Raw genomic sequence first — 20628 nt, 5'->3', positions numbered from 1 at the left:
TTATTCTGATGAAGATTGTGAACCTGTATTTGATTCATCTTCATCCTGATCCTGATTTTGATCTTGGTTTTCGTCTTGATTTTGATCATCATTGTTTTTATCGCTGTTCGTTGTATCTTCTCGCTGATTATTCTCTTTGTCATTCGTCTTGTCATCAGTGTCATCCTGGTTCCCTGACGTCGTATTGCTGTTATCTTTTGTTGTCGTATTCGTTTTTTTAGACGTAAGCTTGATTTTTGCATTTTTCTGCCCCAAGGACCAGGTTACATTTTGAGGCCCGTTTACTTCAAGCTTCACACTGTGCTCTCCGTCATCTAAATCAGATACATTCACATACAATTCTATGTCTGATTTCTGCAGTTTTTTTATGTTGCCGGGAGAGCCTTTGGCCGTAACATCTATCGTTTGTGATTCCGGATCCAGAAATTCAATGTTCTGTGAGCTGCTCAGCCCCACAGTCTTAATAGGGACACTCTCAAACGTCTGATCCGCTTCACTATCTACTTCTATATGCAACGTCACCTTTGACGGCGAGATTTTTTTGACGCCGTCAGGAAGCGGAATATCTGCCTCGATATCAGAATCCTTTTTGATTTTGCTTAAATCTAAGCTGACACCGTCTATAAATTCAAGAGAATCCAAGACATCCTGCGAGCCGTAAACCGTCACCTCACTGGGACTTGATTCGATATTCGCTATGCTGACCCCGTCAGGAAGGCTTCCTGTCCGCTCAATTTTAAAGGGCAATTTTTTACTCGGACTTGTCACCGGAACGGTAATTTTGATGACCGAGGGCTCCACATCGACAGGAAGCGCGTTTCCGTCTTTATCATAGACAGTCACTTTCGCTTCCTTTTCAATCGTTTCATCTGCATTTTCCAGGTTTACCGAAGCTTTCACAAGAGAAATATTATCAATCACGGCTTTAGAACCGGTAATCTGTACATTTTTAGGACTGACAATCGGCTGCTCCGGAGAATAGCCTTTTTTCATCTTGCTTTTGTTGTAGTACTCCACTTCAACAGGAAAGCTTTCTGTCGTGCGTTCTTGAATGGTGACAGTCGTCACGGACGGATTAATGGATATCGTCAGCCCATCCGACACGTTTTTGGCCTTAAGCTCGACCTTATGCGTGCCGGTTTTCAGCTTCTCCATATCCGCGTATATCTCAAAATTCTTTGTCTGTCTCGCCTTCTTCACGGCGCTTGTCGGACCTTTTATCGTGACATTCACCGTTTGCGGAACGCCCGTCACGACATAATTTTCATCATCGTAATATGCTTTAACCGGTATATCAGTCAGTGTTGCCTCATCAGTTGTAGATGTCGGAAAAAATGATTCACCTGGTTTTTTCGGAGTTGGTGCTTGGTTGCTGTTAACCGCTACATAAAGCAAGAGCGCGAAAAGCAGCGCAATGACTTTCACAGCCCAGCGGTTGTTTAAGAATTTATCCATTTTTCTTGCCCCTCCAATACCAACGGTTAGAAGAAGTCTCTCTGGTGTTCTTCTTAAACTCTGCTTCAAGCATTTCTTTCAGTGCTTCTTCCGTCAGCTCTCTGTGAAGGTCGCCATTCCTCGCCACACTGACGCCGCCGGTCTCTTCAGACACGATAATCGTCAAACTGTCTGTAACTTCACTGATTCCGACAGCCGCTCTGTGCCGCGTTCCCAGTTCTTTTGAAATGAACGGGCTTTCAGAAAGCGGCAAATAACAGGCGGCAGCGGCAATTTCATTATTTTTCATAATGACCGCTCCGTCATGAAGCGGTGTATTCGGGATAAAAATATTGATCAAGAGCTCAGAGCTGACCTTTGCATTCAAAGGAATGCCCGTCTCAATATAATCCCCCATACCCGTATCCCGCTCAATGGTTAAAAGGGCGCCGATCCGGCGTTTCGCCATATAATTGATCGCTTTCGTTATAGCCTCAATTGTTTTCTGCTGCGCTTCCTCAACCGGCGTGCCGCTCCTCGAGAAGAAACGGCCCCGTCCAAGCTGTTCAAGCGCTCTTCTCAGCTCAGGCTGAAAGATAATAATAATTGCTAAAAATCCCCATGTTATCGCTTGGTCCATCAGCCACTGAAGCGTGCTGAGGCCCAAATATTGACTGGCCATACGGACAAGCACGATCACAACGATTCCTTTTAAGAGCTGAACCGCCTTCGTGCCGCGTATCACCATAATCAGTTTATATATCACATACCAAACAAGGAGAATATCAACGGCATTGCCGAGGTACTGCAAAAAAGGGATATCCTCAAAAGCCATTTCCTCGTCCTCCAAGAATTCAGTCATTTCGTATTTTGAAGTTTAATGTGTTACGCATATGTACTTTACATAGCGAGCCCATTATACCACATTTCGTTTTGGCAAGTGAAATATGCCAGCCGTTTGAGAACCTAAAAAAGAGTAAAGCGCACCACACGCTTTACTCTTCTCCGTTCGGGTCTAATGCATTGAATACACTTTTCCCCGCAGACTTCATTTTATACCATGTCCAGTCGAATAATTGATTAATCTCCTCAATTTGACCGGTGACTTGTCCAGCAGAGGCCATATACTTTTCTCCGTTTACAACGGTTACATCCCCGTCTATTTTCCCTTTAATAATCAGCTTGCCGTTTTTGACGGTGACATCACCTTTGACCGTCTCACCTTCAGGCACGATCACAGTGTTGTTTTGCACGACCAGATTCGGCTGCTTCGACACGCTGAAGTTGTGGTCATTGTGCCAGCTGTTTAACAATCCTCCGCCCATCAAAATGATGAATACCGCAGCAGCCGCGATAACCGGATGGGATCTGAACCATCTTTTCACAGAAGCTCTTTTCTTCTCCTTAGGCAATTTTGCCATGACGTTAGCGGTAAAATCGGCGGGGGCTTCGACATGCGATGTGCTCCGGACGAGCGCAATGGATTTTTCCATCTCATAAAAATGCTTTCTGCATTCCTCGCATGCCTCCAGATGTTCTTTTAATACTTGTTCATCTTTCGGAAGGATATCTCCATCAAGATGCATATGCATAAGCTGCACAATTTGTTCAGGACAGCTCATTTCATCACCCCACTTAAAGATCCCTTAATTGTTTTCTAAGAGCCTCTCTGCCTCTGTGAATCCGCGTTTTTACAGTCCCCACAGGAATGTTCAGAATCTCGCCGATTTCAATTAATGAGAGTTCATCAATATACTTTAATACAATGACAGTTCTGTATTTGTCAGGAAGCTTTAATATTTTCTGCTGAATCGTGTGTGAAAGCTCCAGCGATACGACTGCATCTTCAGGCAAAACTCCATCTGCGGCGATTTGGGAATACATCGTCAAGCCTTCTGTACCCGCCACTTCTGCATCGAGGTAATAATCCGGCTTCTTTTTGCGAATGCGGTCAATGGTCAAGTTGGTCGCAATTCGATAAAGCCAAGTTGAAAATTTCCGGTTGATATCAAAACTGTCGATATTGACGTACGCTCTGATGAAAGCCTCTTGTGCGATATCTTCCGCCTCATGCACATTGCCAAGCATACGGTAGCAAAGCTGATAAATTTTATCCTTGTAAATATCTACGATGTCCGCAAATGCATTTTGATCGCCTTTTTTGACTTGCTTAATTCTCTTTTTAATCATCATTTCCATATTTATCTAACCTCTGCCTTCACCGGTCTGTATGTATACGAGCTTCGTTTCTAAAGGTTTCAATTTTTTTATAAAATAAGTTTAACAAATTTTTGGCAGGGTGTAGATGGCAATTTGTGAATAAACTACCTTAACATATTTTTAAAATTATTATACAGACTGAACAGTTAGAAGTTGGAATGATTTTTTCAAAAAGAAAAAAGACACCTTTGATCAAAAGGTGTCTGTGACTGGGCTAGCTGGATTCGAACCAACGCATGACGGAGTCAAAGTCCGTTGCCTTACCGCTTGGCTATAGCCCAATGATGGTGGAGGGGGGCAGATTCGAACTGCCGAACCCTGAGGGAGCGGATTTACAGTCCGCCGCGTTTAGCCACTTCGCTACCCCTCCATATTTTCAAGAAAAACAGTGCCGGCAAGAGGACTTGAACCCCCAACCTACTGATTACAAGTCAGTTGCTCTACCAATTGAGCTACACCGGCAAGATGGTGGAGGATGACGGGCTCGAACCGCCGACCCTCTGCTTGTAAGGCAGATGCTCTCCCAGCTGAGCTAATCCTCCAAATGGTGACCCGTACGGGATTCGAACCCGTGTTACCGCCGTGAAAGGGCGGTGTCTTAACCGCTTGACCAACGGGCCGTTTGTGTTCTCGTCGAGCTGACAAAAGTTATTATATACAGGTTCCCCCCCTTTTGTAAAGAGGAAATTTAAATTTTTTATTTTCAAACTTTTTAACCCCTTTTTTAACTGAAAAAGCCTCCTACCATTTATCATTTATTTTAAGATAGATATAGATCGAATTAAGAGAGGAGAAACCAATATGATACTAGTCAGCTCTTGCCTCGGCGGCATTGAATGCAGATACAACGGTTCGCATGCCGCATCAGAGAAAATCCGAAAACTGATTGAAGAAAAACAAGCAGTGATGGCTTGCCCTGAACTTCTCGGCGGCTTCTCCACTCCCCGAGAACCAGCAGAAATCATCGGAGGCACTGGTGAGGATGTTCTTAGTGGAGCCGCGAAAATCATAACGTCTTCAGGAGAAGATGTAACAGATTTATATATGAAGGGCGCGGCCCAAACATTGGCCTATGCAAAAGAAATCAACGCCTCTGCCGTCATATTGAAAGAAAACAGCCCATCATGCGGAAGCAATTTCATCTATAATGGCTCATTTTCAGGCAAAAAAATCGCTGGAAACGGAGTAACCGCCGCGCTATTAAAACAAGCGGGGTACCGTGTAATTTCTGAAAACCAGTTAGACGACATATTGTAAGGAGGCTCATCATGATGCAAGATATCTCTTTATCCTTCTATAAGCCTGAGCATTTGCCGGAGCTTTACGCATTTACTTTACACGATGATGACAAACGCTTTACCGCTCTCCCTAAAGAGGTGCTGACCCAGGCCCTAAGCATTCAGGAGCGCTATCCGGTTGTCATCTTAAAAGGTGATCTGCCAATAGGCTTTTTCATTCTACATACGTCAAAAGAAACCATTGCTCCCTATTCCAACAATCCATTTGCTTTATTGCTCAGTTCCTTATCATTAAACTCTGCCCACCACGGACAAGGCTATGCGAAAAAAGCCATGCTTCAGCTCCCCTCCTTTGTTAACGGGTATTTCCCATGGTGCGATGAAATCATTTTAGCCGTCAATCACATGAACACCCGTGCAAAGCAGCTTTATATGAAAACCGGATTTCTTGATAAAGGACGCCGAAAAATCGGGCCGCTTGGCGAACAGCTGATACTTCATTATTTCTTATAGCCTCTTTTGAAATAAAGTTTCAAAAATTAAAAATGATAGTTGAAATATCATAACAGAAATGAATATACTGAATATTGAGATATATTTATTTTTACACAGGGGGCATCCTCATGTCAGAACAATTGAATCTTCACAGCCTTATAACTGAATCACGCAATAGCCAAACATCGGAAATACACAAAGCAAATACCCTCGATATCTTAAAAATGATTAACAATGAAGATATCAAAGTCGCTGCCGCCGTTCAGCGTGTCCTTCCCGATATCGAAGCAGCCGTCGAATGCGCGTATGAATCCTTTCAAAATGGCGGACGGCTCATTTACGCAGGTGCAGGCACTAGCGGCCGACTCGGTGTGATGGACGCAGTTGAATGTCCTCCGACCTACAGCGTCAGTCCTGATCAGGTAATCGGATTAATGGCCGGCGGTCCCAACGCATTTTTGCAGGCGGCTGAGGGGATTGAAGATCATGAAGAAGCAGGGGCCGAGGATTTACGATCCATCCATCTCACCTCAGCCGATACAGTGATCGCGATTGCAGCAAGCGGCCGTACGCCTTATGCAGCAGGTGCGCTGAAATACGCCCGCAAAATCGGAGCAAACACCGTCTCCCTTACCTGTAACAGTCAATCTGCCATCAGCAAACACGCTGATCACAGCATTGAAGTCGTCGTCGGGCCAGAAGTCATTACAGGCTCGACACGTATGAAAGCCGCAACCGCTCATAAAATGATTCTAAACATGATATCCACCGCTGTAATGGTCAAAATCGGCAAGGTCTACGAAAACTTGATGGTGGATGTCAATGTCAGCAACAAAAAACTAAAAGAACGCGCCATCAGCATCATTCAAAGCCTTACAGACGTTTCTTATGAGAAAGCGCAATACACACTTGAACAGGCGAATCTTCATGTCAAAACAGCAATTGTTATGCTCAAAACCAGCACAGATCAAAACAAAGCGAAGACATTGCTTGATGAAGCGAACGGTTTTATAGACAAAGCAATTGAAAACTACCATTCATGATAAGGAGAGACAGTAATGGCGACAGGCGGTTTAGCTATCATTCAATCAATGAAACACAAGCTGCCACAATCAGAGCGTAAGCTTGCGGACTACATATTAGCCCATCCCCACAAAGCGATAGAAAGCACAGTCAGCGAAATCAGCGCCTTAGCTAATTCAAGTGACGCTGCCGTCATCAGGCTCTGCAAGTCACTGGGACTAAAAGGATTTCAGGATTTAAAAATGAGGGTAGCGGGCGATCTGGCAAAACCTGCTGTTCAAGGCTACCGGGACATCGCTCCTCATGAATCGCTGCCTTCCATCTCTGAAAAAGCAGCCGGCAATGCCATTCAAGCAATTCAAGACACCTCAGATCTCATGGATTATCAAGAGCTTGAGCGCGCTGTTTCTCTGCTGCTTCAAGCGAACACTGTACATTTCATCGGCCTGGGCGCCTCGGGAATTGTCGCCAAGGATGCACAGCAAAAATGGCTTCGAATTCATAAACAGGCGACTGCTTTCACGGACACTCATCTTGTGGCATCTTTAATCGCAAATGCAGATAAGAAAGACATTGTATTTGCCATTTCATTTTCAGGTGAGACACATGAAATCATCGAGCTGCTTTCGATGGCAAAGGAAAAAGGCGTCACAATCATCAGCCTCACGCAATTCAGCCAAACCTCCGTCTCTGCATTATCCGACGTTTCATTATATACAGCCCATTCCAACGAGGCCCTGATTCGAAGCGCAGCCACTTCCTCCCGTCTCGCCCAGCTTTTTATGATTGATGTTTTGTTTTTAAGCATGGCGGCCGAGCAGTATGAAGAAACGGTCGGCTGCATTGATAAAACGAGAGAAGCAATCAAATCTATGAGAAAGACATAAGGCATCTTGAAAGGGAGGGGTTTGTATGAGCAAAGAAAAACACTACAATACTCTGGCGGAAAAAATCCTTGAGCTATGCGGGGGGAAATCCAATATTTCTTCCTATACGCATTGCATGACCCGCTTGCGCATTACGCCTTACGATGTCAGCAAAACGGATAGTAAGGCGTTAAGAGAACTTGATGGCGTCCTTGGAGTCGTCGAAGCTGAAACCCTGCAGATTATCCTCGGCACTGGTGTCGTTAATCATGTCACCGCCGCTTTTTCGAAGCTGGTATCATCAGAAGAAGATTTTAATCTAAAAGAGGCCGCAGCCAAAAAGAAATCCGATATCAATCGTAAGAACGCCACCCCGTTTAAGCTTTTTTTACGTAAAATAGCCAGCATCTTCATACCTCTCATTCCCGCACTCGTCGCTTCAGGCTTAATTACCGGAATTACCAAAGCGATAATCCAAGCCGGCTGGCTCTCTGCAGAATCACAAACGGCTATTGTCCTCACAGTCATCGGATCAGGCCTGTTCACTTATCTCGGCATTCTCGTCGGCATTAACGCGTCAAAAGAATTTGGCGGGACGCCCGCTCTCGGCGCTCTGGCAGGGATTCTAATCATTAACCCGGAAATCGCAAAGATCAGCTTATTCGGAGAACAGCTTCTTCCCGGCAGGGGAGGGCTCATCGGCGTTCTATTCGCAGCTATATTCATTGCTTACACAGAACAATTCGTCCGCCGCTTTATCCCTCAATCACTCGATATCATCGTAACGCCAACAGTTTCACTTTTGATCACTGGAATATTGACGTATGTCGTTTTCATGCCTTTAGGCGGGTTCATTTCAGATGTCATCACATCCGGTCTTCTGTCCATCTTAGACATCGGCGGAATCGCTGCAGGCTTTATTCTGGGCGCGACCTTCCTCCCTCTCGTTGTCACCGGGCTACATCAAGGCCTGACGCCGGTGCACATGGAACTCATCAATTCGATTGGTGATGACCCGCTTCTCCCTATCCTTGCTATGGGAGGCGCAGGACAAGTGGGCGCAGCCTTCGCCATCTTCGTTAAAACAAAGAAAAAAACGCTGAGAAAAGCGATCACAGGGGGTCTTCCTTCAGGACTGCTCGGCATCGGTGAACCGCTTATATTCGGTGTAACGCTGCCGCTTGGCCGTCCGTTTTTGACAGCATGCTTAGGGGCGGGGATCGGCGGAGCTTTTCAAGCTTATTTTCAGGTTGCCACAGTTGCGCTCGGTGTCTCCGGATTGCCGCTCTCCTTTCTGGTTCTGCCTTCACAAATCATCTTATATATCATTGGTCTCTTTATTTCCTATGCGGCAGGCTTTTTATTGACCTACGCTTTCGGATATAAAGATGAAATGGCTGCCCAGTTCGATTAAATGATGACGTTTTAGGAATAGTAACGGCATAGAAACACGGAAAGGAGCAAGCTTGTGAGAACGAAGACATTAGCATTACTCAGCGCTATTTTAACCGTGTCCATTCTGACGCCGAACGAAGCCTTCGCACAAACCGCCCTTCATCAAGCAGACAACCAGGTTGAGCCGAAAACAATAAATCCAGAAACTGCACAGTTTTCGTCGAAGAAACTAAGGAAGGTTGATCAGATGATTGAACGGGACATTGCAGCAGGATTCCCCGGCGCCGTTCTGGTCGTCGTGAAGGACGGCCGTATGATCAAAAAAGAAGCATACGGCTACAGTAAAAAATATGACGGGGCTGAACTGTTGCGCCGTCCGGCAAAAATGAAAACCCGCACGATGTTTGACTTGGCATCAAATACAAAAATGTATGCGGCCAATTTTGCTTTACAGCGCTTAGTGAGCCAAGGCAAACTCGACGTTTATGAAAAGGTATCTGCTTATCTGCCTGATTTCAAGGATCAGCCTACAGATCGCTTCAAAGGGAAAGATAACATTCGTGTCATTGATGTCCTGCAGCACCAATCAGGGCTTCCATCCAGCTTCTACTTTTACAGCCCGGAAAAAGCCGGAATGTATTATTCGCAAGAGCGGGAGAAAACCATTGAATACTTGATGAAAATCCCGCTGGATTATGAAACAGGAACAAAACACGTATACAGTGACATTGGATACATGCTTCTCGGCTGTATTGTCGAAAAACTCACCGGCAAACCGCTTGATGTCTATACGGAACAAGAGCTCTACAAACCGCTGAAGCTGAAACATACATTGTACAATCCGCTGCAAAAGGGCTTTAAAGCAAAACAGTTCGCAGCCACTGAACGTATGGGCAATACACGAGACGGTGTTATCCATTTCCCTCATATCCGCACAGACACGCTGCAAGGAGAAGTACATGACGAAAAAGCCTTCTATTCGATGGAAGGCGTTTCGGGCCACGCCGGACTGTTTTCAAACGCTGATGATATGGCGATTCTGCTTCAAGTTATGTTAAACAAAGGAACGTACCGAAACGTTTCATTATTCGATCAGAAAACAGCTGACCTATTTACGGCGCCATCAGCAACAGATCCGACATTCGGCCTTGGATGGCGGCGAAACGGCAGTAAAAGCATGGAATGGATGTTTGGCCCTTATGCAAGCGAAAATGCGTACGGACATACTGGCTGGACAGGAACGGTTACCATCATTGATCCGGCATACAATTTAGGCATCGCTTTGTTAACAAATAAAAAGCATTCACCTGTCGCTGATCCAGCGGAAAATCCGAACGTGTTTGAGGGTGACCAATTTTCAACAGGCAGTTACGGAAGCGTCATTACCGCGATTTATGAAGCAATGAAATAATCGACGATAGGAGGAAGTTGTTATGAAACCTGTCATTTCGCTTATCCTTTCCACCGTCCTTTTTCTTTCATGTTTTCTCGGCGTCAGTCAGACAGCTGAAGCAAAACCCCGCAGCTCCGATGATGCCAAACAGATAGTTGATCGTATGACGTTAGATGAAAAACTTGGCCAGATGCTGATGCCGGATTTCAGAAACTGGAAAAAGGAAGGTGAGTCTTCTCCGCAAGCCTTCACAAAAATGAATGAGGAAGTCGCTGGCCTCATCAAGAAATATCAATTCGGCGGCGTCATACTATTTGCAGAAAATGTAAAAACAACTGAACAAACGGTACGGCTGACAGACGCATATCAAAAGGCCAGCCCTAAGATTCCGCTCTTACTCAGCATTGATCAAGAAGGCGGGATCGTGACGAGATTAGGGGAGGGCACTAATTTCCCAGGCAATATGGCGCTTGGCGCAACAAGAAGCAGAATCAATGCATATCAGACCGGCAGCATGATTGGAAAAGAGCTTTCTGTCTTAGGCATCAATACAGATTTCAGCCCAGTCTTGGACATTAATAATAACCCTGATAATCCCGTGATCGGTGTGAGATCATTCAGTTCTGATCGTGAACTGACAGCACGACTCGGTTTATATTCCATGAAAGGTTTGCAACGGCAACATATCGCCTCTGCTCTTAAACATTTCCCGGGACATGGAGACACTGACGTTGACAGCCATTATGGGCTGCCGCTCGTTTCTCATAACCAGGAACGGCTTCGTGAGGTTGAACTCTATCCTTTTCAAAAAGCGATTGATGCCGGAGCAGATATGGTGATGACAGCTCATGTTCAATTCCCAGCCTTTGACGACACCACATATAAAAGCAAGCTTGATGGATCAAATATTATGGTTCCCGCTACACTTTCAAAGAAAGTAATGACCGGGCTGCTTCGGGAGGAAATGGGATTTGGCGGTGTAATCGTCACTGATGCTCTCAATATGAAAGCCATAGCAGATCATTTCGGTCAGGAAGAGGCGGTCGTCATGGCCATAAAGGCCGGTGTTGATATCGCGTTAATGCCTGTCTCAGTTACATCTTTGAAAGATGAACAAAAATTGGCAAGCGTGATTGACTCCTTAAAAGAAGCTGTTAAAAATGGAGACATTCCCTTACAGCAAATCAACAAATCTGTGGAAAGAATCATTTCCCTGAAAATAAAGCGCGGTATTTACCCCGCTCAGCATGACAGCAGCATAGATAAAAAGGTGAAGAAAGCGCTCAAAACAGTGGGAAGCAAGCACCATACGAAGACAGAGCAAAAAATCGCTGAAAAGGCAGTGACAGTATTAAAAAATGATCAGCATACCTTGCCGTTCAAACCCAAAAAAGGCAGCCGAGTTTTAATTGCCGCACCTTACGAGGAACAAACAGCATCCATTGAAAAAACCATTCACGATTTAATGCAGCGAAAAAAAATCAAATCTGTTTCTCTTAACAAAATCAACTTTGCAGAAAAGGTATTTAATGCTGAGCATGAAAAACAAGTAAAAGAAGCTGATTATATTATTACAGGCTCTTACGTTGTAAAAAATGACCCTGTCGTCAACGACGGTGTCATCGACGACACGGTAACAGATTCAAGCAAATGGGCCACCGCTTTTCCGAGAGCTGTCATGAATGCCGCACTGCAGCACAAAAAGCAATTTGTCTTAATGAGTCTGCGCAATCCATATGATGCCGCCAATTTCGAAGAAGCAAGTGCTTTGATTGCCGTCTATGGTTTTAAAGGATATGCAAACGGGCGTTATCTTCAGCCGAATATTCCGGCCGGCGTTAAAGCGATCTTCGGACAATCAAAGCCAAGGGGCACGCTGCCAGTCGACATTCCATCCGTCACAAAACCGGGAGACATCCTTTATCCATTTGGCTATGGAGTAAACATCAAAACGGGAAAACCGCTTTAATAAGGAGGAGCATATGAAGAAAACGGTATTGGTTCTTCTCGCAGGGCTTATGATGTTCGGGACAATGACGGCTGCCTCAGCTTCGCCTAATTCAGAAAAACAAACAGCAAAAAAACCTAAAGTCCAGACCGGCATTGATATCCTCTTGTCACGACACAAAAAGCAGCTAATGGGAAAAAGAGTTGGACTGATTACCAATCCAACAGGTGTGAGTGTATCCCTTAAAAGCAGCGTAGATATTCTTTACGAAGACCCCGATATACAGCTGACAGCTTTATTCGGGCCCGAGCACGGCGTTCGCGGCGACGCTCAGGCAGGAGACGAAGTAGGCTCTTACATTGACGAAAAAACCGGGGTTCCCGTATACAGCCTTTACGGAAAAACGAAAAAACCCACTCCTGATATGCTGAAAAATGTCGATGTTCTTCTATTTGACATCCAAGACGTCGGGACTCGTTACTATACGTACATTTATACAATGGCTTATGCAATGGAAGCCGCTAAAGAAAACGGAATTCCTTTTATCGTGCTGGACCGTCCGAATCCCCAAGGCGGAAAAAAGGTTGAAGGACCAGTGCTGGAGCCCGAGTACGCATCCTTTGTCGGACTCTATCCCATTCCGTTAAAGCACGGGATGACCATTGGAGAATTGGCTTTACTATTCAACAAGGAATTTAATATTAATGCCGATGTGTCAGTCGTAAAAATGAAGCACTGGAAACGCTCTATGGATTTTGACGAAACCAGACTGCCATTCGTCCTCCCTTCACCTAACATGCCAACCGCAGAGAGCACATTTGTGTACCCTGCAACAGGGTTAATTGAAGGAACGAATGTAGCTGAAGGACGGGGAACGACTAAGCCATTCGAGTTGATCGGGGCTCCCTTTATCAAAAGCACAGAGCTTGCAGAAAAAATGAACAGTCTTGATCTGCCTGGCGTTACGTTCAGAGCTTCCTCCTTCACTCCAACGTTCTCTAAACATCAAGGAACACTTTGCCACGGCGTGCAGCTCTATATCACGGACAGAGAAAAATTTGAAGCGGTTAAAACAGGACTGTCGCTTATTAAAATGATACATGACCTCTATCCTGATGATTTTAAGTTCCTAGCGTCTGGCTCATTTGATAAATTGGCAGGCAACGGCTGGGTTAGAACGAAAATCGAGAACGGTGCTTCAATTGATGAAATCATTGACACCTATCAAAAACAGCTAAAGCAATTCAATAAAACCAGAAAACAATATCTCCTATATTAAGACTTAAGAATGGTATGTTACACGTGTAACATTTTCTTACCCAACAAAAGTATGGTCATTTTCCCTTGCCCGCACATCGCGGCAAGGGTTTTTTAAATATAAAAAACAACACGCTTTATATAGGAAAACTTTCATTTATTTGGTACAATCTTATTGAAAATGATTATCATTTAAGCGAGCGTTTCTGAAAAGGTGGTCTTCTCCTTGCAAAACTCAATGATTTATCATCCGGTACAAATTGAATATATGAAGAAAACGAGTGATCTCTTCTCAGAACAGCAATTGACCGACTCATTCGTGCTGATCTTTCATTTAAAAGGAGATGGACATATTTCTATCGGAACAAGAACCGCTCCTCTCCAAAAAAAGACACTGTATGTTTGTCCGCCTCATGAGACATTCGGCATTACACCTGCAGAAGAGAGAAATATAGATGTGTGTCTGATCAGACTTCACTGCTATACAGCGGAAACCCGGCAAGATCTCTTAAAACCATGCACTGAAACTGATTTATCCAGTCTAAACCTTGTGAATGTTTCACATATCGAAAACCTTTCAGCCCGGCTTCAAGAACTTGCAGAAATATGGACAGAATCAGCTCAGCTTTCTCAATTAAAATGTGTGATAGAGGTTCAAAGCCTGATTTATGATCTATTCACAGCTAATGTATCCGATCAAAACGATACACAATCTGCGATTGAAAAAACAAAACATTACATTGAAACTCATGCCGATACGAAAATTACACTTGCCCAGCTCTCAAAAATGGCAGGAATCAGCGCCAAGCATTACAGCGAATCCTTTAAAAAATGGACAGGCCAGAGCGTAACAGAATTCATTACAAAAACTCGGATTACCCGAGCAAAGCGGCTTATGGCAAGATCCAACTGTAAACTGAAAGAAATCGCCCATCAAACTGGCTATCAAGATGAATTTTATTTCAGCAGAATCTTTAAAAAGCACACAGGTTCTTCACCTACAAGCTATATGAAAAAACGCAGGCAAAAACTAGCCGCCTATGGAAAGGGAACAATGGGACAGCTCATTCCTCTGCATCACATACCGTTTGCAGCCGCACTCCATCCAAAATGGACGGCTTACTATTATCAGCATTATTCAGCAGATATTCCAGTACAGCTCAGCGCATACCGGTTTAATGAAAAATGGGAGGAAAACCTGCAGACGTTGTCCCAAGCTGAACCCGATATCATTTTCAGCATGGATTCTGTTTCTTCAGAAGAACAAAAGCGCCTGAACAGCATTGCAGAAGTATGTTACCTTCCTGCAGAAGAAAACTGGAGAGCACACTTTCTGCACACCGCCTCGTTTTTAAAGGAAGAATCGGAAGCTGAAAAGTGGCTCGCAGCCTATGATAAGCAGACGGCTGCCGCTCAAAAGACATTGCTGCACGCCCAAGAGTTTCGTTATCTCTTTCTTCGTCTGCATAAGCAGCGCTTTTATGTGGCGCATAATCGCAGTATCCGCGAAGTTTTCTTTGAAGATTTAGGATTCAAACCGGCTGACACGCCTTCAGAACAAGCGATTTCATTAGAAGACATCACAAATTGCCAAGCTGACTGTATCATGCTCTTTCTTTTTAAAGAGCCGGAAACCATTGCTTATTATCAGCAATTAAAACAGTCGGAAATATGGCAAAACCTAAGCGCAGTGCGGAACGGACGTGTGTATCACCTCTCTTCAGACCCATGGAATGAGTACTCGGCTTGCGGGCACGAGCGGATTGTTCAGCAAACCATTTCTATGCTATCCGGTGATAGTCCATGATAAATATGGAATTTGTCCATGGTGTTATGTCTGTTCATTCTCTATAATTCCAATTGATAATAGTTATCAATTGAACAGGAGGCACTATAGATGAAAAAGCTATCTCTTACCTTATTAATCTTGCTTCTCGCACTCACGGCGGCAGCTTGCGGCAGCAAGGAAGAATCCTCTGCGAGCAAAGCGAGCGGCACAAAGTCCGAGAAAAAGAAAATCGAGTATTTGGATAAAACGTACGAAGTAAACGTACCGACAGATAAGATTGCCATTACGGGAAGCGTTGAATCCATGGAAGACGCAAAACTGCTGGACGTTCATCCGCAGGGTGCAATCTCATTCTCCGGAAAATTCCCTGAAATGTTCAAGGACATCACAGATAAAGCAACACCTACAGGGGAAAAAATGGAACCAAACATTGAAAAAATTCTTGAGATGCAGCCAGATGTGATCTTGGCATCTACAAAGTTCCCTGAAAAAACCCTGCAAAAAATAAGCACGGCCGGCACGACCATTCCGGTTTCCCACATCTCATCAAACTGGAAGGAAAACATGATGCTGCTTGCCCAGCTGACCGGAAAAGAGAAAAAAGCCAAAAAAATCATTGCCGACTATGAACAGGATCTAAAAGAAACAAAAACGAAAATCGATAAACAAGCAAAAAATTCAAAAGCGCTTGTCATCAGAATCAGACAAGGAAATATTTACATTTATCCTGAACAAGTGTACTTCAACTCAACTCTTTATGGCGACTTAGGCCTTAAAGCGCCGAATGAAGTCAAAGCCGCAAAAGCGCAAGAGCTGATTTCATTAGAAAAACTCAGTGAAATGAACCCTGACCACATTTTCGTCCAATTTTCTGATGATGAAAATGCGGATAAACCTGATGCATTAAAAGATTTAGAGAAAAATCCAATCTGGAAAAGCCTCACAGCAGTCAAAGAAGATCATGTGTACGTCAATTCAGTTGATCCTCTTGCACAAGGCGGTACGGCTTGGAGCAAAGTCCGCTTCCTGAAAGCGGCATCTGAAAAATTAACACAAGACTAAATTAGAGTAGGTTTTTGTATGTATTCAAAACAGTGGACACGTATCATTTTGATTACTTCTCCATTTGCTATTGCATTATCATTGCTGCTTTCCGTCCTCTATGGCGCAAAGCAGCTTAATGCTGATATTGTCTTTGCATCACTTTTTCATTTTGATCCGGGAAACACAGACCATCAAATCATATGGCATTCCCGGATTCCAAGGGCTGCCGGCGCTCTGCTCATTGGGGCAGCCCTTGCTGTATCTGGAGCGCTCATGCAAGGCATCACACGCAATTATTTGGCATCGCCCTCAATTATGGGTGTTTCAGATGGTTCCGCGTTTATCATTACGCTTTGTATGGTTCTGCTTCCGCAATCATCTTCGCTTGAAATGATCATTTACTCTTTTATCGGCTCCGCATTTGGAGCTGCATTGGTATTCGGCCTGGCAACAATGCTGCCTAACGGGTTTACGCCCGTACAGCTAGCCATCATTGGCACAGTCACAAGCATGCTGCTTAATAGTTTAGCGGCTGCCATATCGATCTATTTTCAAATTTCACAGGATCTGAGTTTCTGGTACAGCGCCAGACTTCATCAAATGAGCCCCGACTTTCTAAAGCTTGCCGTTCCATTTTTCCTGGCTGGTATCGTCATAGCTGTCTCTCTCAGCAAAAAGGTGACCGCTGTATCACTAGGCGACGATATTTCTAAGAGTTTGGGCCAAAAGAAAAAAACGATCAAAATCATGGCAATGATCTCTGTCATCATTTTAACCGGAAGTGCTGTAGCGCTTGCCGGAAAAATTGCGTTTGTCGGTTTAGTCGTTCCGCATATCACGAGATTTCTCGTCGGCTCAGATTATAACAGACTGATTCCTTGTTCCTGCATCTTGGGCGGCGTCTTTTTAACGCTGTGCGATCTCGCCAGCAGATTTATCAATTATCCATTTGAAACACCGATTGAGGTTGTGACTTCTATTATCGGCGTTCCTTTCTTCCTTTATTTGATCAAACGAAAAGGAGGAGAGCAAAATGGCTAAAAAATATGCAGTGTTAATCGTATTGATACTCCTCGTCAGCTATTTCAGCATGACCAGCGGATCATTTTCTGTTCGTCCGACAGAGCTGCTCTCCACTCTTTTTCAGATCAATCCCAATCCGCAGTATGAAGTTTTGCTGTTTGACTTAAGACTGCCGCGGATTGTCATGGCAGCCATTATCGGACTCGGACTTGGCATAGCAGGAGCTGTCATTCAGGCCATCACACGAAACGGTCTTGCAGACCCGGGAATATTGGGAATCAATGCGGGAGCAGGGGCAGGTATTGTGGCGTTTATGCTGTTGTTCCAAGGCCAGAAAGAAGTAACTTCAATCGTCGCGGCTATGGGAATGCCGTTTTTCGGTCTGATCGGCGGACTGGCTGCTGCAGTCATGATTTACATATTCGCTTGGAACAGAGGCAATTTAGATTCAGGCAGAATTATTCTGGTAGGAATCGCGATTAATTCAGGCTTCAGCGCCTTGTCTTTGTTTTTATCATTAAAAATGGACCCGCAAGATTATGAAATGGCCATGGTATGGAAAAACGGCAGCATCTGGTCGGCAAACTGGACATATATTACAGCTGTTCTTCCGTGGATGCTGCTGTTTATTCCGATTCTTCTGGCCAAGTCTCGTTTGCTCGATACCATCCGCTTTGACGAAGACACAGTCAGAAGCCTTGGCATTTCATCAAATAAAGAAAAAACCATTCTGCTCGTCGCCTGTGTCGCCATCATTAGCGCCTGTGTCTCTGTGGCGGGAAGCATGGCATTTGTCGGCTTAATCGCGCCCCATATTTCCCGGAGAATGGCCGGTGTCGAACACCGCTATATTTTGCCTTTGAGCGGTTTGATCGGCATGCTGCTTGTATTGAGCGCAGACTTTGCTGGAAAACTGTTTTTCCAGCCCGCAGAAGTGCCAGCCGGCATTATTTTGGCGATACTCGGTGTTCCGTATTTCTTATACCTGCTTTTCAAGCAAAAAAAGGGGGAGAATGTTTGAACGGATCTTTATCAGAGCATAAGGCGGGCGACAGGATGTTTAAGCTGTATCTTCCTCCTTCCTACAGTACGGACAGCAGGGCATTTCCTTCTGTTTACGTACAGGATGGCGGTTCTTTGTTTCAAGATCAACTAGAATTGATAGAAAACAGGTTTCATCAAAACAGGGTGCCTGAGCTCGTTCTGATCGGCATAGAGGCTAAAAATCGGCTCGACGAGTACACTCCTTGGCCCGCCGCATCACTCAGTGATCAGTTTCCAGACTTCGGCGGTAAGGGGGCTGACTATCTTTCTGAAATAACAAACCGGCTCATTCCGTTTGTGGAAGAAAATTGGAATGTCTCCAGAAGGGCTCAATCCAGAGGTATGATCGGCGCCTCATTAGGCGGTCTCATCTCAATGTTCGCCTTTCTGAGACATTCATCATTATTTGGAAAAATAGGATCTCTCTCAAGTTCATACTGGTACGAGAACGCAGCAGAAACTATCTATACTTCCTCTGTAAGAGCGGGTTCAACGCGTATTTTTATGTCTGTCGGCAGTGAAGAAGGCGCCGGAAAACAATCGATTCAGCAGACGATGCTCCAAAAAACAAAATACGTGCACGAGAGCCTAATAGAAAAAGGGTTCACTCAAGATCAGCTGTGCCTCGTCATTGAAAAAGGGGCGGTGCATCACCGCAAGCATTTCTGCAAACAATTTATCAATGCGCTGGAATGGCTATACGGAAAAAACCGCTCCAACATATGAGCGGTTTTTTCATGCCTTCTGCAAGACCGGTTTTAATTCGAAACGGTTCAGCATATAGCCGAACAAGGCAGCCAGGATTTGCTGAAACAGCATGCCAATCACAACCGGAACAGCCACCTGAGACGGAAAGAAAGTGACGGCAAGAACAGCGCCGGCACTGATATTCCTCATGCCTCCCGTAAAAATAAGAGAGACAATTTCCTCCTGCCGCCTTTTCATCATTTTTCCGATAAACCACGCCGCAGCATACCCGGTTAACGCGATACAAAAAACAGTGACAGCAATCCCTAAAAATCTTAAATCAATCGCTTTGAAATAAGGAGCTATCGCAGAGCTGTTAATCGCAATCACGGCCATCAGGCACAGCTTTGAAAAGGGAGACAGCGTACTGCTCAACGCCGCGGTTCTTTCTGGAGATGACATCTGATTAAACAGCATGCCCAGGAATGAAGGAATCACTACCATCACAATCAGACCCTTCATCATTCCCCAGATATCCATGTGAACCTGGGCACCGGCCAGCACAGAAAGACTCAGCGGAACGATTAACGGCGACAGCACGGTATCAATCAATATGATAGAAAGCGTCAAACCAACATTTCCTTTGTACATTGCAGCCCAAATCAAGCTCGTAATTCCTGTAGGGATGACAACAGCTAATGTCAAACCCGTGATCGTTAATGGATCACCTTGAAATATGAGATGTCCGCTGCCCCAGGCGAAAAGCGGCATAAAAATATGAAGAACAAATAATGCAAGAATCATAGGAAGAGGATGCGCCAAGGCGTGTCTTAAAGACTGAAAGTTCGCGCTCAAGCTGCCCGCAAACGTAATAAAAGCAAATATCCAAGGCACTGCGCTTTCATATCCATTTAAAAACTGAGACAGCAGCACGCCAAGCACAACACTAGTCGGTGTCAAAAGCGGCATGACTTTCCCTAATACACGGTTCAGCTTCTGAAGCATCATATACAAGTCCCCTATTAAAAATTTCTTTCTCTCTATTATATCAATGCAGTTCAACCATATGTTATATAAAAAAGCCCAGATCTCATCAATCTGGACTTTCATACTTTTATGCCATCTGTTTCATAAGGGCTTTACTTGCATTATTCAGCCCCTTTAATTCAGCTTCAATTCCTTGCTCTTTAAACTTCGCAACAATTTTATCAAGCGCAGCCGCTCCTGAATCATCCCATACGTGAGCATCGGTCAAGTCAATGACAACTCGCTCGATATCCTCTTGATAGATAAACGCATTCGTAAGATCAGTTACTGACGCAAAAAAGATCTGTCCCTTCACTTGATACGTTCTCAGCTTTTGATCTTCTGCATGAGAAACGATCTTCAGCTTCGAGATTTTGGCTACGAAAAATACGGCACTTAACAGAACACCGACGAATACGCCTTTCGATAAGTCATCCGTCACGACAACTGTAATCACCGTCACAACCATTACAATTGAATCTGTAATCGGCGCTTTTTTCAAGCCTTTTAAAGAAGACCAATCAAATGTGCCGACAGATACCATAACCATAACAGCCACTAACGCAGCCATCGGAATGTTTACAACAACATGACTCAAAACGGCAATTAAAAACATAAGAAAAGCACCGGCAACAAAGGCTGATAACCGTCCGCGGCCGCCCGCTTTTGTATTAATAACAGATTGTCCGATCATAGCGCAGCCCGCCATACCGCCAAAAAATCCAGTGACGATATTCGCGATTCCC

Annotated in this window: 19 protein-coding genes and 5 tRNA genes (1 of these 24 cut by a window edge); 13 read left to right on the top strand and 11 right to left on the bottom strand. The window is 44.6% G+C overall.

Going from position 1 to position 20628, the window contains the following annotated elements; all coding sequences use genetic code 11:
- The 9 genes from NYE43_RS01130 to NYE43_RS01090 all read right to left on the bottom strand — a co-directional run bounded on the left by NYE43_RS01130 (position 1) and on the right by NYE43_RS01090 (position 4274).
- Positions 1 to 1455, bottom strand: coding sequence for a CdaR family protein (locus NYE43_RS01130; protein ID WP_103672234.1), 1455 nt, complete (start codon positions 1453 to 1455; stop codon positions 1 to 3).
- The gene (cdaA, locus tag NYE43_RS01125; RefSeq protein WP_024120028.1) at positions 1448 to 2269 is read right to left on the bottom strand and encodes a diadenylate cyclase CdaA; all 822 of its coding nucleotides are present in this window, start codon (positions 2267 to 2269) and stop codon (positions 1448 to 1450) included. Before cdaA ends, NYE43_RS01130 begins: the two co-directional genes overlap by 8 nt.
- Before the next feature lie 160 nt (positions 2270 to 2429).
- Entirely contained in the window at positions 2430 to 3056 is a 627-nt protein-coding gene (rsiW, locus tag NYE43_RS01120) for an anti-sigma-W factor RsiW (RefSeq protein ID WP_059292084.1), read from the bottom strand.
- A gap of 13 nt (positions 3057 to 3069) precedes the next feature.
- The gene (sigW, locus tag NYE43_RS01115; RefSeq protein WP_010332813.1) at positions 3070 to 3633 is read right to left on the bottom strand and encodes an RNA polymerase sigma factor SigW; all 564 of its coding nucleotides are present in this window, start codon (positions 3631 to 3633) and stop codon (positions 3070 to 3072) included.
- A gap of 230 nt (positions 3634 to 3863) precedes the next feature.
- A tRNA-Gln gene (locus NYE43_RS01110) sits at positions 3864 to 3935 on the bottom strand.
- Between the two features lie 4 nt (positions 3936 to 3939).
- Positions 3940 to 4024: transfer RNA gene (locus NYE43_RS01105), tRNA-Tyr, on the bottom strand.
- A 19-nt stretch (positions 4025 to 4043) separates the two neighbouring features.
- Positions 4044 to 4116: transfer RNA gene (locus NYE43_RS01100), tRNA-Thr, on the bottom strand.
- Between the two features lie 4 nt (positions 4117 to 4120).
- Positions 4121 to 4196: transfer RNA gene (locus tag NYE43_RS01095), tRNA-Val, on the bottom strand.
- Between the two features lie 3 nt (positions 4197 to 4199).
- A tRNA-Glu gene (locus NYE43_RS01090) sits at positions 4200 to 4274 on the bottom strand.
- 181 nt (positions 4275 to 4455) lie between these two features.
- On the opposite strand from NYE43_RS01090, the gene NYE43_RS01085 reads away from it, so the two are divergent.
- The 13 genes from NYE43_RS01085 (at position 4456) to NYE43_RS01025 (ending at position 18895) form a co-directional block, all read left to right on the top strand.
- The gene (locus NYE43_RS01085; protein WP_024120027.1) at positions 4456 to 4911 is read left to right on the top strand and encodes a DUF523 domain-containing protein; all 456 of its coding nucleotides are present in this window, start codon (positions 4456 to 4458) and stop codon (positions 4909 to 4911) included.
- A gap of 11 nt (positions 4912 to 4922) precedes the next feature.
- Positions 4923 to 5405 carry a GNAT family N-acetyltransferase gene (locus NYE43_RS01080; RefSeq protein ID WP_024120026.1) on the top strand — a complete coding sequence of 161 codons (483 nt, stop codon included), beginning with the start codon at positions 4923 to 4925 and terminating at the stop codon, positions 5403 to 5405.
- Positions 5406 to 5515: 110 nt separating this feature from the next.
- Complete coding sequence (gene murQ, locus NYE43_RS01075; RefSeq protein WP_213418240.1) at positions 5516 to 6430, top strand: N-acetylmuramic acid 6-phosphate etherase; 915 nt, start codon at positions 5516 to 5518, stop codon at positions 6428 to 6430.
- A 15-nt stretch (positions 6431 to 6445) separates the two neighbouring features.
- Positions 6446 to 7297, top strand: a complete 852-nt coding sequence (locus NYE43_RS01070; RefSeq protein ID WP_103672604.1) for a MurR/RpiR family transcriptional regulator — start codon at positions 6446 to 6448, stop codon at positions 7295 to 7297.
- 25 nt (positions 7298 to 7322) lie between these two features.
- The gene (locus NYE43_RS01065) at positions 7323 to 8690 is read left to right on the top strand and encodes a PTS transporter subunit EIIC (RefSeq protein WP_127696137.1); all 1368 of its coding nucleotides are present in this window, start codon (positions 7323 to 7325) and stop codon (positions 8688 to 8690) included.
- Positions 8691 to 8744: 54 nt separating this feature from the next.
- Positions 8745 to 10082, top strand: coding sequence for a penicillin binding protein PBP4B (pbp4b, locus tag NYE43_RS01060; RefSeq protein ID WP_308400056.1), 1338 nt, complete (start codon positions 8745 to 8747; stop codon positions 10080 to 10082).
- Positions 10083 to 10104: 22 nt separating this feature from the next.
- Entirely contained in the window at positions 10105 to 12033 is a 1929-nt protein-coding gene (locus NYE43_RS01055; protein WP_198097820.1) for a glycoside hydrolase family 3 protein, read from the top strand.
- A gap of 13 nt (positions 12034 to 12046) precedes the next feature.
- Positions 12047 to 13291, top strand: coding sequence for an exo-beta-N-acetylmuramidase NamZ family protein (locus tag NYE43_RS01050; RefSeq protein ID WP_341060632.1), 1245 nt, complete (start codon positions 12047 to 12049; stop codon positions 13289 to 13291).
- A 204-nt stretch (positions 13292 to 13495) separates the two neighbouring features.
- Positions 13496 to 15076, top strand: a complete 1581-nt coding sequence (gene btr / locus NYE43_RS01045; protein ID WP_213418235.1) for a bacillibactin transport transcriptional regulator Btr — start codon at positions 13496 to 13498, stop codon at positions 15074 to 15076.
- Positions 15077 to 15166: 90 nt separating this feature from the next.
- Positions 15167 to 16120 carry an iron ABC transporter substrate-binding protein FeuA gene (gene feuA / locus NYE43_RS01040; protein ID WP_103672608.1) on the top strand — a complete coding sequence of 318 codons (954 nt, stop codon included), beginning with the start codon at positions 15167 to 15169 and terminating at the stop codon, positions 16118 to 16120.
- 18 nt (positions 16121 to 16138) lie between these two features.
- Positions 16139 to 17143, top strand: coding sequence for a FecCD family ABC transporter permease (locus NYE43_RS01035; protein ID WP_024120017.1), 1005 nt, complete (start codon positions 16139 to 16141; stop codon positions 17141 to 17143).
- Complete coding sequence (gene feuC / locus NYE43_RS01030; protein WP_216394862.1) at positions 17136 to 18146, top strand: iron ABC transporter permease FeuC; 1011 nt, start codon at positions 17136 to 17138, stop codon at positions 18144 to 18146. Before NYE43_RS01035 ends, feuC begins: the two co-directional genes overlap by 8 nt.
- The gene (locus NYE43_RS01025; RefSeq protein ID WP_095714748.1) at positions 18143 to 18895 is read left to right on the top strand and encodes an alpha/beta hydrolase; all 753 of its coding nucleotides are present in this window, start codon (positions 18143 to 18145) and stop codon (positions 18893 to 18895) included. The genes feuC and NYE43_RS01025 overlap by 4 nt, the downstream gene beginning before the upstream one ends.
- Positions 18896 to 18904: 9 nt before the next feature.
- On the opposite strand, the gene NYE43_RS01020 is transcribed toward NYE43_RS01025, so the two are convergent.
- Positions 18905 to 19825, bottom strand: a complete 921-nt coding sequence (locus NYE43_RS01020; RefSeq protein ID WP_081638220.1) for a bile acid:sodium symporter family protein — start codon at positions 19823 to 19825, stop codon at positions 18905 to 18907.
- A 145-nt stretch (positions 19826 to 19970) separates the two neighbouring features.
- Positions 19971 to 20628, bottom strand: the end of a protein-coding gene (locus NYE43_RS01015) for a SulP family inorganic anion transporter (protein ID WP_341060626.1). Its footprint extends 776 nt past the window's final position; only the last 658 of its 1434 coding nucleotides appear in the window; its start codon lies beyond the right edge, outside the window; it ends in the stop codon at positions 19971 to 19973.

The sequence above is a fragment of the Bacillus sp. FSL R5-0434 genome (assembly GCF_038004745.1).
Classification (GTDB): domain Bacteria; phylum Bacillota; class Bacilli; order Bacillales; family Bacillaceae; genus Bacillus; species Bacillus halotolerans.
Note: the sequence above shows the minus strand (reverse complement) of the source record. Positions and strands in the feature narration are given on the sequence as shown.